This window comes from Actinomadura sp. 1N219 (genome assembly GCF_044326405.1).
Taxonomy (GTDB): domain Bacteria; phylum Actinomycetota; class Actinomycetes; order Streptosporangiales; family Streptosporangiaceae; genus Spirillospora.
Window position 1 is genome coordinate 234,979 of the sequence record NZ_JBIRAY010000011.1, and the last position, 14,901, is coordinate 249,879.

The 14,901-nt window shown below is 71.9% G+C and carries 11 protein-coding genes; 4 read left to right on the forward strand and 7 right to left on the reverse strand.

Going from position 1 to position 14,901, the window contains the following annotated elements; genetic code table 11:
* Positions 1-9: 9 nt before the first annotated feature.
* The 4 genes from ACH35V_RS30255 to ACH35V_RS30270 all read right to left on the reverse strand — a co-directional run bounded on the left by ACH35V_RS30255 (position 10) and on the right by ACH35V_RS30270 (position 3,881).
* Entirely contained in the window at positions 10-1,017 is a 1,008-nt protein-coding gene (locus tag ACH35V_RS30255) for a sulfate ABC transporter substrate-binding protein (RefSeq protein ID WP_395977451.1), read from the reverse strand.
* 95 nt (positions 1,018-1,112) lie between these two features.
* Positions 1,113-1,967 (reverse strand): ABC transporter permease, encoded by an 855-nt coding sequence (locus ACH35V_RS30260; protein WP_395977453.1) that lies wholly within the window; start codon positions 1,965-1,967, stop codon positions 1,113-1,115.
* The gene (locus ACH35V_RS30265) at positions 1,960-2,832 is read right to left on the reverse strand and encodes an ABC transporter ATP-binding protein (RefSeq protein WP_395977455.1); all 873 of its coding nucleotides are present in this window, start codon (positions 2,830-2,832) and stop codon (positions 1,960-1,962) included. Before ACH35V_RS30265 ends, ACH35V_RS30260 begins: the two co-directional genes overlap by 8 nt.
* Entirely contained in the window at positions 2,829-3,881 is a 1,053-nt protein-coding gene (locus ACH35V_RS30270) for an ABC transporter substrate-binding protein (RefSeq protein WP_395977457.1), read from the reverse strand. The genes ACH35V_RS30265 and ACH35V_RS30270 overlap by 4 nt, the downstream gene beginning before the upstream one ends.
* A 133-nt stretch (positions 3,882-4,014) precedes the next feature.
* Between ACH35V_RS30270 and ACH35V_RS30275 the strand changes: the two genes are divergently transcribed.
* The gene (locus tag ACH35V_RS30275) at positions 4,015-4,923 is read left to right on the forward strand and encodes a TauD/TfdA dioxygenase family protein (RefSeq protein WP_395977459.1); all 909 of its coding nucleotides are present in this window, start codon (positions 4,015-4,017) and stop codon (positions 4,921-4,923) included.
* A gap of 237 nt (positions 4,924-5,160) precedes the next feature.
* On the opposite strand, the gene ACH35V_RS30280 is transcribed toward ACH35V_RS30275, so the two are convergent.
* Entirely contained in the window at positions 5,161-6,618 is a 1,458-nt protein-coding gene (locus ACH35V_RS30280) for a trypsin-like serine protease (RefSeq protein ID WP_395977461.1), read from the reverse strand.
* A 74-nt stretch (positions 6,619-6,692) separates the two neighbouring features.
* Positions 6,693-8,243, reverse strand: a complete 1,551-nt coding sequence (locus ACH35V_RS30285; protein ID WP_395977463.1) for a S8 family serine peptidase — start codon at positions 8,241-8,243, stop codon at positions 6,693-6,695.
* 315 nt (positions 8,244-8,558) lie between these two features.
* Between ACH35V_RS30285 and ACH35V_RS30290 the strand changes: the two genes are divergently transcribed.
* A complete protein-coding gene (locus ACH35V_RS30290) occupies positions 8,559-11,465 on the forward strand; it encodes an ATP-binding protein (protein ID WP_395977465.1) in 2,907 nt (968 codons plus the stop codon).
* A gap of 57 nt (positions 11,466-11,522) precedes the next feature.
* On the opposite strand, the gene ACH35V_RS30295 is transcribed toward ACH35V_RS30290, so the two are convergent.
* The gene (locus ACH35V_RS30295; protein WP_395977703.1) at positions 11,523-12,587 is read right to left on the reverse strand and encodes a helix-turn-helix domain-containing protein; all 1,065 of its coding nucleotides are present in this window, start codon (positions 12,585-12,587) and stop codon (positions 11,523-11,525) included.
* 272 nt (positions 12,588-12,859) lie between these two features.
* Between ACH35V_RS30295 and ACH35V_RS30300 the strand changes: the two genes are divergently transcribed.
* Both ACH35V_RS30300 and ACH35V_RS30305 read left to right on the forward strand, forming a co-directional pair.
* Positions 12,860-14,239 carry a carbohydrate-binding protein gene (locus ACH35V_RS30300; RefSeq protein WP_395977467.1) on the forward strand — a complete coding sequence of 460 codons (1,380 nt, stop codon included), beginning with the start codon at positions 12,860-12,862 and terminating at the stop codon, positions 14,237-14,239.
* A 191-nt stretch (positions 14,240-14,430) separates the two neighbouring features.
* Positions 14,431-14,697 (forward strand): hypothetical protein, encoded by a 267-nt coding sequence (locus ACH35V_RS30305; protein WP_395977469.1) that lies wholly within the window; start codon positions 14,431-14,433, stop codon positions 14,695-14,697.
* The last annotated feature ends 204 nt before the right edge of the window (positions 14,698-14,901 follow it).

Genomic DNA, 14,901 nt, shown 5'->3' on the forward strand with positions numbered 1-14,901 from the left:
GGAGGAGCCCTAGCCCTCCACCGAGACGCCGATGCCCTTTTCGACGTCGGCCATGATGCTGCCCTTGGGGTCGAAGAACTCGTCCGAGACGGTCTTCCACCCGCCCAGGTCGTTGATGGTGAACAGCCCCGCCGGACGCGGGAACTGCTCGGCGCCGGGGACGCCGTCCGCCACCGGCCGGTAGCCGTTCTTGACGAAGATCTCCTGCGCCTTCTTGCCGTACAGGAACTTCAGGAAGGCGCGGGCCTCGGCCGGGTGGGCGCTCTTCTTCGTCACCGCGACCGGGTTCTCGATCAGGATCGTCGAGTCGGGCACGGTGTAGTCGAGCGGCTGGTTGCTCTGCTTGGCGAAGATGGCCTCGTTCTCGTAGGCGAGCAGCACGTCGCCCTTGCCGCCCGCGAACGTCTGCAGCGACTTGCGGGCGCTGGAGTCCTGGACGGGGACGTTCTTGAACAGCACGTGCAGGTAGGCGGTACCGGCCGCCTTGTCGGTGCCCTTGTTCGCCTTGGCGCCGTAGCCCGCCAGCACGTTCCAGCGCGCCCCGCCGGAGGTGAACGGGTTGGGCGTGATGACCTCGACGCCCGGCTTGACGAGGTCGTCCCAGGACTTGACGTTCTTCGGGTTGCCCTTGCGGGTCGCCAGGACGACGACCGAGTCGGTGACCATCCCCTTCTCCGGCCCGGTGTTCCAGTCGCCGGCGACGAGGCCGCCGTCGACCAGCCGCGTCATGTCCGGCTCCAGGGACAGCGCGACGACGTCGGCCTTCAGCCCGGACGCCACCGCCCGGCTCTGCTCGCCGGACGAGCCGTAGGACTTGGTGAACGTGACGCCCTTCCCCTCGGGGGTCTTCTGGTACTCCTTGATGATCGCCTCGTACGCCGCCTGCGGCGTGGAGTAGGCCACCAGCGACAGCCGGACCTTCCCGCCCCCGGCCCCGGCCGATCCGCCGCATCCCGCCGCCGCCCCCACGACGATGGCCGCCAGCCCCAGTGCCGACGCCGCCCTGCGTCCGGACATTGCAGCCCTCCCCTACTTTCTATACATGTTTGGTCGAGAAAGAATGATACAGACGGACGGCGGCGTCAACACATGACTTGGAGGTAAGAGTCGGCTTAGCGCCCGGTTTCGGTGCGCCAGCGCGTGAAACGGCGCTCGATCAGGACGAGCAGATGGTTGAACAGCAGCCCGAGCGCGGAGATCGCGACGATCCCGGCGTACATGTCGGCGATCGCGAAATTCTGCTGGGACGAGTTGATCAGGAACCCGAGCCCCTCCTTCGCGCCCACCATCTCCGCGACGATCATCACCAGCACGGCGGTGGCCCCGGCCAGCCGGATACCCGTGAAGATCGTCGGGACGGCGGCGGGCAGGATGACCTTCTGGAAGATGCGCGGCGCGGGCAGCCCCAGCGACCGCGCGGACTTCACCAGCGTCGGGTCCACGGTCCGGACGGCGCTGATCGTGTTGAGCAGGATCGGCCACGTGCACGCGTACAGGACGATGGCCACCTTCGACGTCTCGCCGATGCCGAGGATCAGGATGAACACCGGCAGCAGCGCGATCGCGGCGGTGTTGCGGAACAGTTCGAGCAGCGGGTTCAGCAGCTCCGCGACCGGCCGGTACCAGCCGATCAGCAGGCCGAGCGGCACCGCCAGAGCGATCGCCAGCCCGAACCCGGACAGCGAGCGGACGAGGCTCGTCCGGGCGTTGCTCCACAGCTGGCCGCCTTCGGCCAGGTCCCACAGCGCCGGGACGACCTCCGACACCGGCGGCAGGAAGATCGGGTCGACCAGGCCGGCGCGCGGGGCCAGCTCCCAGCCGGCGAAGAACGCGACGAGCGCGACCGTCCGCCGGAGGACCGTGGTCGTCGTCGCGACGGCTCGCGGGATCGCCGGGCGGCGCGACCGAGTCGGGGGCAGCGCGGCTTCGGGCTCGGTGAGCGCGGGCGCCTTCGCGGTGCTAACCATGGTGGACCTCCTCCTTCCGCGGCGCCGGGACGGTCAGCCGCTGTGCCGTCTGGACCTCGTCGCGCAGCAGCGACCACACCTCGTGGCGGTGCGCCGCGAACTCGGGGCTCGACCGGACGTCCGCGTCGTCGTCGCGGGGTCCGAGGTCGATGCCGACGATCTCCTTCACGGTGCCGGGCCGCGCCGTCAGCACGGCGACACGTCCGCCCAGGTAGACGGCCTCGTCTATGCCGTGGGTGATGAACACGACGGTCTTGCCCGTCCGGGCCCAGATGCGCAGCAGTTCGTCCTGGAGGGACTCGCGGGTCTGCGCGTCGAGAGCGGCGAACGGCTCGTCCATGAGCAGCACGTCGGGGTCGTAGGCGAGGCTGCGGGCGATCGCGACCCGCTGCTTCATGCCGCCGGACAGCTCGTGCGGGTAGCGGTCCGCGAACCCGGACAGGCCGACGAGGTCGAGGTGCTCGCGGGCGATCTCGGCCCGCTCGCGGCGGCGGAGCCCGGTCCGGGACGCCGCCGCCTCCAGTCCGAACTCGACGTTGCGGAGCGCCGTCCGCCACGGGAGCAGGGCGTACTGCTGGAACACGATGCCCCGGTCGAGGGCGGGGCCGGTGACCTCCGTCCCGTCGATGAGGATCCGCCCGGACGTCGGCGCGGCCAGCCCGCCGATCAGATCGAGCAGCGTGGACTTGCCGCACCCGGACGGGCCGACCACGACGAGGAACTCGCCGTCCGCCACGTCCAGCCGGACGTCGTGGAGCGCGGTGACCTCGCCGCCGCCCCGGACGGCGAACGCCTTCCCGACACCGGCGACGCTGATCTTCGAGGTCTTCGAGGTCTTCGAGGTCTTCGGGGCCTTCGGGGTCATCGTCCGCCCTTCCCGCCCGCGTACGGGTTGAACTCGTTGGTGTACAGGTCGGCGACCTTGACCTCGCCCTTCTTGATCTGGCCGACGTCCTCCAGCCACGCCCGCCAGGTGTCGAACTCCCGGTCGGTCATCACGCCGCCCGCGCCCGCCACGCCCCACGACTTCCAGTGCCGGAGCGCGTCGGCGTTCTCGTTGCGTCCCCGCGACCGGAGGATCTTGGTCATGCGGTCGACCACCTCGGCGCGCGGCCGTTCCCGCGACCATTCGATGGTCCTGGCGACCCCGGCCGTGAAGGCGCGGACGGTGTCGGGGTTGCGCTCGACGAAGTCGTCGCGGAAGACGTAGGAACCCGCGGTGAACTCGCCGAGGAAGTCGAGGTCCTTGAACAGCGTGCGGACGCCGCCGGACGCGATCGCCTTGTCGCGGAAGATCCCGTTGAGCGCGGCGACGTCCAACTGCCCCTGCCGCAGCGACTGCTCCATGGTGACCGGCGGCACCGCCAGCGCCTCCACCTTCGCGATGTCGCCGCCGGACAGCCCGTTGCGGCGCAGGTAGAGGTCCTGGACGGCCTGCGAGTGGCCGCCCAGCGTGTTCATCCCGACCTTCTTCCCGATCAGGTCGCGGGGGGACCTGATCGGGCTGTCGGCCAGGACGAAGAAGCCGTTGTAGGACAGCTCGTCGGTGCCGTAGTAGCCGATGACGGCCGTGATCGGCGCCCCGGCCTCCTGCAGCTTGACGACCGCGCCGTTGAACGCGCCGCCGAAGTCGACCTGGCCCGTGGCCGCGGACTGGACGTCCTGCGGCCCGCTGATCGTGTTGCCGATCCATTTCAGCCGCACGTCGCCCAGGTGGCCGAGGTCGGCGGCGAGTTCCGGCAGCGTGACCTGGCCCGTCCAGCCCTGGTAGCGCAGGGTGCTCGTGCGCCGGGCGCTTCCCGCCGCGCCCCCGCAGGCCGCGGTGACCGGGACGGCGGCGGCCGCCACCGCGAGCGTGGAGATGAATCGTCGTCGTGTCGTTCCCGTGCCGCCCGTTCTGGCCGTCGAGGTCAAGAGCCTCACCTATTTCCCACTCAAACGATAGGAATTGTTGACTATACCTCGGGGCCGTGCTTCGCTCTAGGGACAGCGCGTTCCTCCTTCCCCACCACGAGAACCTCCCCCACGACGAGAAAGAGGTGCATGCATGTCCGACTTCGACATCCGCAGGATCGGCGGGCGCATCGGAGCGGAGATCACGGGCGTCGACGTCCGCGAACTGTCGGACTCGATCTTCGGCGAGATCCACGCCGCGCTCCTGGAGCACAAGGTCCTCGGCTTCCGCCGCCAGGACCTCACCGACGACGACCAGGTCGCCTTCGCCTCGCGCTTCGGCGCGCTCACCGGCGCCCACCCCACCGTCCCCGCCGTGGACGGGCGTCCCGAGATCCTGCCCGTCGACAGCGAGTCGGGACGGGCCAACCACTGGCACACCGACGTCACCTTCGTCCGCACCCCGCCCAAGATCAGCACGCTGCGCGGCCTGGTCATCCCGCCCTACGGCGGCAACACCCTCATCGCCAACACCGCCGCCGCCTACCGCGACCTGCCCGACGAGCTGCGCGAGCTCGCCGACCGGCTCTGGGCCGTCCACACCAACGACTACGACTACGTCAAGCCCGGCAAGAGCGGCGTCGACCCCGCCAAGGCGGCCGAGCACCGCAAGGCGTTCGTGTCCCGCACATGGAAGACCGCCCACCCGGTGGTGCGCGTGCACCCCGAGTCGGACGAGCGGAACCTGTTCATCGGCGGGTTCGCGCAGAACATCGTCGGGCTGTCGTCCCAGCGCGAGGGACGTGCCATCCTCGACATCCTGCAGTCCTACGTCACCCGCCCGGAGAACATCCTGCGCTGGGTGTGGGCGCCGGGCGACCTGATCGTGTTCGACAACCGGATCACGCAGCACTACGCGCCCGACGATTACGGCGACCTGCCGCGCCTGCTGCACCGCGTCACCGTCGCGGGCGACGTCCCGGCCGGTGTCGACGGGCAGCGCAGCTACCTGGTGGAGGGCGACGACGCGTCCCACTACACCCCGGCCGCCACGGCGGCCTGACGGTTGGCATGCGGCCTGACGGTTGGCATGCGGCCTGACGAGTGACATGCGGCCGGGCCCGGTGAGGGCTGGCACCGGGCCCGGCCGCGACCCACCGGGCCGTCCCCCACACCGGGCGGCCAGGCGGGTCGCGGGGTCGCGGCGCAGCGGGCCGCGGGGTCAGTCCGGCGGGCCGCGGGTCAGGAGAGCGCGGCCCGCCGGCCTGCGGCCCCAGCCCGCAGGCTCACCGATCCGGGGTCACTGGACGGTGAGGGTGTAGACGCCGCCGCCGGTTCTCGACGCGCCGTCCGTGGCCGTGATGTTGATCTTGTAGGTGCCCGGCGTGAACGGGGCGATGACGGTGACCTGCGAGGTCCCGCCCGGTTCGACGGACGGCGGGTTGAAGAACGGCGCGAGGAACAGGCCCGTCCCGGACCCGCTCAGGCGGCTCGCGCCCGTCCCGCCGGTGACGGTGATCGCCGCATTGGCGAACCCGCCGCGCTGCACGGTGCCGGACGCCGGCGAGATCGCCACCTGCGGGCCCGCGGTGTCGCCGCCCGCGCCGACGGTCAGCGTGTAGTCGGAGGTCTTCGTCCCGGACGCCCCCTTCGCGCCGATGGTGATCTTGTAGGTGCCCTCGGGGGTGTCCGCCGCCGTCTGGACGGTCAGCTTGGCGGTCCCGCCGGCCTCGATCGCGGACGGCTGGAACGTCGCCGTCGCACCGGCGGGCAGCCCCGACGCGGACAGGTCGAGCTTCTCCGCGCCCTGCGTGCCGGGCTGGCTGGTGACCGTCGTGGAGACGTGCTTGCCGGGCTCGACCTTGCCGGACGCCGGGCTGACGCCGACGCCGAACGTCCCGTCGCCGGGCTCGGTGCCGATGGTCTTCTTCGCCCAGTCGCCCATCTCGTTGGTCAGCCGGGCCATGATCCCGTAGCGGTCGCAGGTGCCCGCACCCCACGACACGACGCCGACGACGACGCCGTCCACGGTGAACGGGCCGCCGCTGTCACCGGAGCAGATCCCCGTGTGGCCGTCGTCGTACCCGGTGCACAGCATGACGTCGCCGTTGACCCGGACGTCGAAGACCTGGCAGCCGTTCGGGTCGTTGACCGGCAGCGTGGTCTTGTACAGCTCGCCCGGCTGGTGCTTGCCGAACCCGAGCACGACACCGGACTTGCCCGGCTGGGTGAGCTCGCTGTCGCCCGACCCGGCGACCTTCGCCCACTGGCTCTGCGGCACCGGGATGTCGTCCTCCGTCGTGACGACCGCGACGTCGTACCCCTTCCGCCAGTCGTTCGGCTGCTGGTACTGCGGGTGCGTGACGAACTTCGCCACCTTCGTGCGGAAGACCTCGTCGCCCGAGCTGTTCAGGTCGTCGTCGCCGTACACGTAGCTCTTCGCGCCGGTGACGTCGATCATGCAGTGCGCGGCGGTCAGGATCGTCCGCTTCCCGACGACAGAGGCCGTGCAGGACGCGCCCTGCGGCCCGCCGCCGCCGACCCGAAGCCCGGCGATGATCGACGGGTGGTCCTTGTACGAGGCGCGCTGGCCGTTGACGATGCCCGGGGCGGGGGTCGTGCCGGGCTGGAGCTGGTCGGTGGGGATGGCCGCGGCGCTGCGCGGGCGCGGCTGGTCCGCCGCGGCCGGGCCGGTCAGGGGCAGGATCGACGCGGCCAGCACGACGGCCAGCGGCGCGATCAGCCGCGGTGCCCTCATTCGGGGTGCTCTCATTCGGGAGTTCTCCTTCGGGTTCCCTCTGCTGATGGGGGTGACGGGAACGGGAGTGATCATCAGAAGGTGATGGACCAGCCCGTGAGCTTGCCGGTGTCGAACCGGTACACGTCCTGGACCTGCAGCTTCCAGGCGCCGTTGGCCTTCTCACCGGACGCGTTCACGGTGTAGGTCTTGTGCAGCCCGCCGGACTCGGAGACGCCGCCCGCCTTCTTGAGGCTGTGGACGGCGCCGCTCGGGGCGACGAGGTCGATCACCAGGTCGCCGGTGTAGCCGTGGTCGATGTCCACCTTCACCGGCAGCGCGGCGGGCGCCGCGCCCTCGCATCCGTCCTGGACGATCGTGCTGCCGACCGCCGCGCGCGGGGTGCCGTCCGGGGCCGGGTCCGGGATGTCGACGTCCTCGTCGCTGGCCTTGGTGCCGCACGCCGTCGTGCCGCCGCCGATGAAGCCCGTCCACAGCAGCTTGTTCGGCGAGCCGCTCCCGGGGTTCGTGACGAGGCCGGGGGTGGCGTTGTCGACGAGCGCGTCCTCCACCTGCGCGGGCGTGGCGCCGCCGTTGGCCTGGAGGTACATGGCCGCAGCGCCGGCGACGTGCGGCGTCGCCATCGACGTGCCGCTGCCCGTGCGGAAGCCGCCGGTGTGGTCGGACGAGTAGATGTTGCCGCCCGGCGCGAACAGGTCGAGGCACGTGCCGTAGTTGCCGCTGCGGCTGCCGCCCTGGTTGATCCACCCGACGGTGATCGCCTCGGGCACCCGGGCGGGGCTGGTGCCACACGCGTCCTGGCCGTTGTTGCCGCCGGCCACCGCGACCACGAACCCCTTCGCCACCAGCGCCTTCACCTGCTCGTCGCCGACGCCGACCGTGTCCATGCCGAGGCTCATGTTCACCACGGCCGGGGTCTTGCCGTTGGCGGCGACCCACTCCATCGCGCTCACCGTCGCCGAGTCCGGCGCGCTGCCGCCGCAGCCGAGCGAGCGGACCGCGACGACCTTCGCCTTCTTCGCGACGCCGACGGTCTTGCCGGCGATCGTCCCGGCGACGTGGGTGCCGTGCCAGAAGCAGTCGGACGCGTCGGCGTCGTCGTCCACGAAGTCGTAGCCGTAGGACGCCCGCCCCTCGAACTCGGCGTGGCCCTTGTTCACCCCGGAATCGATCACGTAGGCGGTGACGCCGTCGGCGGTGTTCGGATAGGTGTACTTCTTGTCCAGGCTGGTCGTCTTCTGGTCGATCTGGTCGAGACCCCAGGACGGCGGGTTCGGCTGCTCGCCCGCCGCACGCGCGGTTCCGTCCTCGTACACGGCCTTGACGGACGGGTCGGCCGCCAGCCGCCGCGCCTGCTTCGCGGACATGTTCCGTACCGCGAACCCGTTGAGCGTGACCGTGTAGGTGGCGCGGACGAGCCCGCCGTAACGCCTGGTCAGCGTGGCGGCCTGTCCTTGGGCGGCCGCCGGGGCGCCGTCGCGGAGGACCACGATGTACTGGCCGGCGACGGGCCTGTCCGCCCGCGTCACCGTGCCCTCCGGCTCGTCCGCGGCGGCGGTGCCGCCCGGCAGCGCGGCGACGCACGCGAAGGCCATGAGGACCGCGGCCAGCGGTGCGCCGCGCATGGTCCTCCCTTCGGTTCGCGCCGGAATTCGCCATGTGGCTGGCATGACCACTCCTTCGTCCTGATCCGAACGGTTTCCGGCCGTCCGGACGAGTGGCCATTCAGGTGGGGGTTGGGGAGCGGGCGGCCACTCGGCGGCTACAATCCGCCGCCGATCAGCGCTGAACAACCGTGGCAACGCCCCGTAGAGATACGGGATTAAGAATCACGATTCACGGGGTTCCGGAAACGCACAGTGACGCTTATCCTCTGGAATCCACGCTGGTGCTCGGGGCGCAGTCACCTCGCGCGTGGCATTTCCGGCGGGGAGCGAAGAATGACCGACGACGGTGGACGCGTGAACGGGCGCGGACGGTCCGGGCGGTCGACCGTTTCCGTCCGCACCGGCTCGCCCGTGCTGATCGGGCGTGCGGCGGAGCTGGACACGCTCGCGACCGCGATCGCCGGTTTCCCGTCCGTCGCGTTCGTCGAGGGCGAGGCGGGCGTCGGCAAGACCCGGCTGGTCGCCGAGCTGGTCAACGGCCTGCGCACGGGCGACGCGGGTGACGAGGGCGACGCGGGCGACGACGCGTGGATCGCGGTCGGGTACTGCCAGCCGCTGCGCGACCCGTTCCCGTACGGCGTCATCTTCGAGTGCCTGCGCGCCTGCGGCGACCGGCTCACCGAGCCGAGCGCGGTCACGGGCGCGCTGCGCCCCTACCTGCCCGAGCTGGCCGACCGGCTCCCTCCCCCGCCCGACCCGCTCGGCGATCCGGCCGCCGAGCGGCACCGGCTGTTCCGCGCGGTCCGCGACCTGCTCGCCGCGCTCGGCCGCGCGGTGCTGGTGATCGAGGACGTCCACTGGGCCGACGACGGCACCCGCCAGCTGCTGCGGTTCGTGATGTCGAACCCGCCGCCCGGCCTGTCGCTCGTGGTGACCTTCCGCCGCGAGGACCTGCCCGCGGACGCGCCGCTGGGCCGGGCGTTCCGGCCGCCGCCCGGCACCACCGCCGCGCACCTCGTCCTCGGGCCGCTGGACACCGAGGCCGTCCGCGGGCTGGTCGGGGCCATCCTCGGCGGGCGGACGGTGCCCGCCGGGTTCGCCGAGATCCTGCGGCAGCGCACCGCGGGCATCCCGTTCGTCGTCGAGGAGATGACGTACTCGCTGCGCGACCTCGACGGCGGCGTCCGCTTCGACGGCGCCGCGGCCCGGCGGCTGCTCGACAACGTCGAGGTGCCCGCGCTGCTGCGGGAGGCGATGGCCGAGCGCATGCACGCGCTGCCCGCCGCCGCCCGGTCGCTCGCGGAGGCGGCGGCCGTTCTCGGCGTCCCGGCGACGGCGGCGCTGCTGCGCGAGGTCGCGGGGACCGGGGACCACGAGCAGGTCACCCGGCTGCTCGACGGCGCGGTGCTGGTCGAGACCGCCGAGAACGAGTACGGCTACCGGCACGCGCTGGCCCAGCGCGCCGTGTACGACGCGCTGCCCGGCCCGTACCGCCAGGACCTGCACCTGCGCGCGCTGCGGGCGCTGGCGCGGCGCGACCCGCCGCCGCTGGTGCGGCTCGCCGCGCATGCCAAGCACGCCGGGCTGCTCGCCGATTGGCTCCGGCACAGCGAGGACGCCGCCGACGCCTCGGTGGCGGCCGGGGACGCCTCGACGGCGATCGACCTGCTCTGCGCGACGGTCGCGGATCCGTCCGTCCCGGCCGCGGACGTGAACCGGCTGGCCACCAAGCTGTGCCAGCACGCCCTCACCGGCCTGCACCACGACGGGGTGATCACCCAGATCGAGCGGCTGCTGTCGGACCCCCGGCTGACCGACGCGGTCCGCGGCGAGGTGCGGCTGTGGCTCGGGCTGCTGCTCGTCCGCCGGACGGGCGAGATGGACCGGGGCCGCGCGCACATCGAGCTGGCCATCGGCTCGCTGCGCGACCATCCAGCGCGGCGGCTGCGCGGGATGGCCGTCCTCGCCCTGCCCTACCTCGGCACGACGCCGATCGCCGAGAGCCGCGCCTGGCTGGACGAGGTCGACGACGCGCTCGGCGAGCTCCCGCAGGGCGCGCTCCGCACGTCGCTGCTCGCCAACACCGTCGGCGCCCGGCTGATCGCCGGCGACCCGCGGGCCAGGGACCGCATCGCGCTGCTGCCCGCGCCGTCGGAGCCCGGCGACGCCGAGCGGACGCGGGAGCTGGCGCGGTCGCACTGCAACCTGGCCGACTCGTGCTCGTGGATCGGGGACTACCCGCACGCGTGGGAGCACCTACACATCGGCCTCACCCTCGCGACGCAGGCCGGCGCCCCGTACGTGACCGGCACCGCCAAGACCACCCAGATCCGGCTGGACTGGCTCGCGGGCGCGTGGGACGGGCTGGAGGAGCGCGCCGAGGGGATGGCGCAGACCTACACCTACCTGCTGCCCGTCGCCAGCGAGCTGCAGCTCGTCCTCGGCTGGCTGGCCACGGTCCGCGGCGACTGGGACCGGGCCGAAGCCTGCTACCAGGCCACCCGCATGTCCCAGCCCGACTCCGCCATCATCCCCGTCGCGAACGCCGCGACCGGCGGCATGGTCAGGATGCTGCTGGACCGCGGCGACGTCGCCGCCGCCTGCGCGCACGCCGGCCGCGGGGCCGCGCTGCTCCGCCGGAAGGGCCTGTGGGTGTGGGCGGGCGATCTGGCGCCGCAGGCCGTCGAGGCGTTCCTGGCGGGCGGACGCCACGACGACGCGCGCACCCTCGTGGCGGACCTGCGCGCGGGGCTCGACGGCCTGCACGCCCCGCTCGCCGCCGCGGCCCTGGACGCCTGCCGCGCCCAGCTCGCCCGCGCCGCCGGGGACCCCGCCGCCGCCCGCCTCTTCGCGTCCGCGATCCGCCGCTACGAGCGCCTCGGCCTGCCCTACCTGACGGCCCGGCTCACCGAGCAGGCCGCCCGCGGCGAGCCGGCCGACGCCGACGTGCTCGGCGAGCTGGCACGTTCCTACGAGAAGCTCGGCGCCCCCATCGACGCCGCCCGCTGCCGCCACCTCGTCCGCGGCACCGGCGCCGCCACCCCGTCCCGCCGGGGCCGCCGCGGCTACGGCAACGAACTGTCGCCCCGCGAGCGGGACGTGGCCCGGCTGCTGGCGGGCGGGCGCACCAACCGCGAGATCGCGCAGGCGCTGTTCCTGTCGCGCCGGACGGTCGAGGAGCACGTCGCGAACATCCTGCGCAAGCTCAACGTCACCTCCCGCCGCGAGGTGCGCCTCTGACATTCGGGTCGGGCGTCCGCCGCCAGCCCGGGCGGCGCGTCCGGCGCGATTCCGCCGTCAGACCAGGTCGCGGCGGGCGGCGTGGACGCCCGCCTGGAACCGGGTGCGGGCGTTGAGCGTGCGGAGCAGGCGGGCGACGTGCCTGCTCACGGTACGCGCGCCCATTCCGGTGTGGCGGGCCACCGCCTCGTCCTTGAGCCCGGCGGCGAGCAGCGTCAGCAGGTGCCGGTCGGCCTCGGAAAGCCGCGGCCAGACGTCCCCCGACTCGTTGTCGCCCTGCAGCGGGGTGGCCTGCTCCCAGCAGGTGTTGAACACATTGATGAGAATGTCGAGAAGCGTCGAGGGACGGATCACGGCGCTGATTCCGGGGTCGTCGCCCCGCAGCGGCATGAGCGCCATTTCGTCGTCCACGATGATGAGTTTCGTCGGCGCGCTCTCCAGCACCCGGGCGCGTTCCCCGATGATGGCGTCCTGCCGGGCCATTTCCAGCTTCTCGGGAATGGCGAGCGCGTCCGGGGTGAAGATGACGCGGTACTCCACGCCGTGGCCGATCTGCTCGCGCTCGACCTCGTTCGGGGCCTTCGGGTCGACGGCGTAGGGCGGCTTGTCGATGGCCTTGACGTGCTTGACCGCGCTGCGCTGGACCTGCTCGTAGCGCTGGACCACCGCCTCCATCCCGTCGATGATCTCGACGAGTTTCTGCGGATTCGTGCGCTGCTCGGCGGCGAGCAGGTCGCCGCTGAGGCGTTTGGCCTCGATGCGCGCGCGGATGAACTCCGTCTCCCGCTGGCGGATCAGCGTCTCGACGACGGCGTCGGGCGGGTAGGGGAAGTACTTCGGGTCGGTGGACGCGTCGATGCCGACCATGCCGAGCGCTTCGAGTTCTTTCAGGAGCCCGGCCAGCCGCGGCCGGGGTTCGTCCGACAACTCGGCCAGTTCACCGAATGTGGTTCCGGGGTGATGCAGCAACGTGCTGTAAAGGGACTGCTGCAGAGTGGTGATACCGAGAGCCGCGAATGGATTCTCGTCGGTTGCAGCGGACGCGGGAGACATGGACGGATTATCCAGCAAAGGCGTGGGGCAGCCAAGCCTCTGAGCACTATCCACGCGGAACGCGGCCATCCGACCCGTCCAAGGAGGGCCCAGCTCGCGTCCGAAACCCGCAAATTCTTGCCTCAGCGGCTGCGGCGGCCGCACATTTTCCACCGCGCGCGTGATCTTCGCACGCTCAAATGGAGTTCTTTGATTTTCCGCCCGATTGGCCGGGCCGGGCAAGTGGGATTGGTGGCGAAGATCGACACCGGCGACAACTCGCCAGAACACAGCCGGGGAGAGGCTTTCTCACCTGCACAAAGGCAATCTACCTTTGCCGCACCCCCACACAAGGAGAGACGATGTCTCACAGACGCGGCCTTCGGGTCGCCGTAATCGCCGTCGGCGCGCTGGGCCTCGCCGGCATCCAGGGCACCGCGACGGCCCAGCCGCCCGGCTCCTACCAGAAACCCCCCGGCTCCTACACCAAGCCGTTGGCGGCGGCCAATGCCGCGACCGCCTCGGCTGACCTGCTGAAGGCGATGCAGCGCGACCTCGGGCTCACCCAGGCCCAGGCCAAGCAGGCGCTCGCCAACCAGGTCGACACCGGCGCCAAGGCCGGGAAGCTCCAGGTCCGCCTGGCCGGCAGCTACTCCGGCAGCTACGTGACCGGCAAGACCGGCGGCACGCTCAACGTCGCCACCACCAACCCCGCCAAGGCGGCCGAGATCGCGGCGCACGGCGCCCGCGCCGTGGTCGTCGAGCACAGCCTCGCCGAGCTCGACGCCGCGAAGGCCCAGCTGGATCGTGCCATGCAGAACAACGGACCGGCCCACACCCCGGTCTGGTTCGTGGACGTCCGCAGCAACAAGGTCGTGCTCCAGAGCTCCTCTCCCGCCAAGGCACGCGCTCTCGTCAAGGCGGTCGGGGTCAGCCTCGACAAGGTCGCCATCCAGCGGTCCGACGTCAAGCCGCGCACGTACTACGACATCCGCGGCGGCGACGCCTACTACATGGGCGGACGCTGCTCGGTCGGCTTCCCGATCACGCGCAGCGGGACGCACGGCTTCGCCACCGCAGGACACTGCGGCCGCGCGGGCACGGCCGTCCAGGGGCACAACCGTGTCGCGCTGGGCAGCTTCCAGGGCTCCAGCTTCCCGGGCAACGACTACGCCTGGGTCTCGGCCAACAGCCAGTGGACCTCGACCAACAAGGTGAACGGCTACGGCAGGGTCGCCGACCCGACCGTCGCCGGCTCCACGGTCACCCAGGTCGGCCAGCCCGTGTGCCGCTCCGGCTCCACGACCGGCTGGCACTGCGGGACGATCTCGCAGCACAACACCAGCGTCACCTACCCCGAGGGCACCATCACCGGGGTGACCCGGACGACCGTGTGCGCCGAGCCCGGTGACTCCGGCGGCTCGTACATCTCCGGTTCCCAGGCGCAGGGCGTGACGTCCGGCGGCTCGGGCAACTGCTCCAGCGGCGGGACGACGTTCTACCAGCCGATCAACGAGATCCTCCAGGTGTACGGCCTGACGCTCCACACCGGCACCGGCGGCCCCGGCCCCGGTGACCCGGGCGACCCGGACCCGCCCACGGGCACCTGGGCCGCCGGGACCGTCTACCAGGTCGGCAGCACCGTGACCTACAACGGTGTGCAGTACCGCTGCATCCAGGCCCACCAGGCCCAGCCTGGTTGGACCCCGGCCAATGTGCCGGCTCTGTGGGAGCAGGTTTGATGACGGGAGCCGCCAGGCACCCGTGATCAGCGCCCCAGAAACCGGCTTCTGGGTGCACTGTCTCCCTCGGGCCCTTCCCCAGACCTCCACTGGGGAAGGGCCCGCTTTTTGCGTTTTCCAGCCCCCCGCGCCGCCCTCCGGCCGCTGAGGCGCTCGACAGTTCCGAGGGCGCGTCCCGCGACCGCCTGCTGGTGATCCCGCTGGTGCTGCTGGTCGTCCTGATGATCCTCATCCTGCTGCTGCGCGCGGTCGCCGCGCCCGTGCTGCTGGGCTTCATCTTCCTGGTCGCGCTCGGCATCGACTACAGGCTGACCACCACCGGCGGCGTCATCACCAGCGCCGGGCTGGTGCTCGCCGCGACCTTCTCGGTGCTGATGAACCTGCCGATCACGTTCATGGCCGGGCTCGGCGCGGTGGTGGCGGTCGGGGCGGCGGGGCCCCGCCCCAACGTGACCTGAGCGGAAACGGGGGCGGGGCCGGGCCGCACCGCACCACTCCCACGATGCGGCGGCCCGTCGGCGGCCGTGCATTACGGGGGACCGCCGACGTGACCTACAGCGCCACCGTCCGGCAATGCGTTACAGACCGGTACGAGGCCGGACGAGACCGGGCGAGCCTGGACGATGCCGGACGGGGCGTGCAGAAGACGCGGGCGGCCCTCC

What these genes read in the sequence shown, in the direction of transcription:
- ACH35V_RS30255 (WP_395977451.1), bottom strand. Translation starts at nt 1,017, where the DNA reads ATGTCCGGACGCAGGGCGGCGTCGGCACTGGGGCTGGCGGCCATCGTC.
- ACH35V_RS30260 (WP_395977453.1), bottom strand. Translation starts at nt 1,967, where the DNA reads ATGGTTAGCACCGCGAAGGCGCCCGCGCTCACCGAGCCCGAAGCCGCG.
- ACH35V_RS30265 (WP_395977455.1), bottom strand. Translation starts at nt 2,832, where the DNA reads ATGACCCCGAAGGCCCCGAAGACCTCGAAGACCTCGAAGACCTCGAAG.
- ACH35V_RS30275 (WP_395977459.1), top strand. Translation starts at nt 4,015, where the DNA reads ATGTCCGACTTCGACATCCGCAGGATCGGCGGGCGCATCGGAGCGGAG.
- ACH35V_RS30280 (WP_395977461.1), bottom strand. Translation starts at nt 6,618, where the DNA reads ATGAGGGCACCGCGGCTGATCGCGCCGCTGGCCGTCGTGCTGGCCGCG.
- ACH35V_RS30285 (WP_395977463.1), bottom strand. Translation starts at nt 8,243, where the DNA reads ATGCGCGGCGCACCGCTGGCCGCGGTCCTCATGGCCTTCGCGTGCGTC.
- ACH35V_RS30290 (WP_395977465.1), top strand. Translation starts at nt 8,559, where the DNA reads ATGACCGACGACGGTGGACGCGTGAACGGGCGCGGACGGTCCGGGCGG.
- ACH35V_RS30295 (WP_395977703.1), bottom strand. Translation starts at nt 12,587, where the DNA reads ATGGCCGCGTTCCGCGTGGATAGTGCTCAGAGGCTTGGCTGCCCCACG.
- ACH35V_RS30300 (WP_395977467.1), top strand. Translation starts at nt 12,860, where the DNA reads ATGTCTCACAGACGCGGCCTTCGGGTCGCCGTAATCGCCGTCGGCGCG.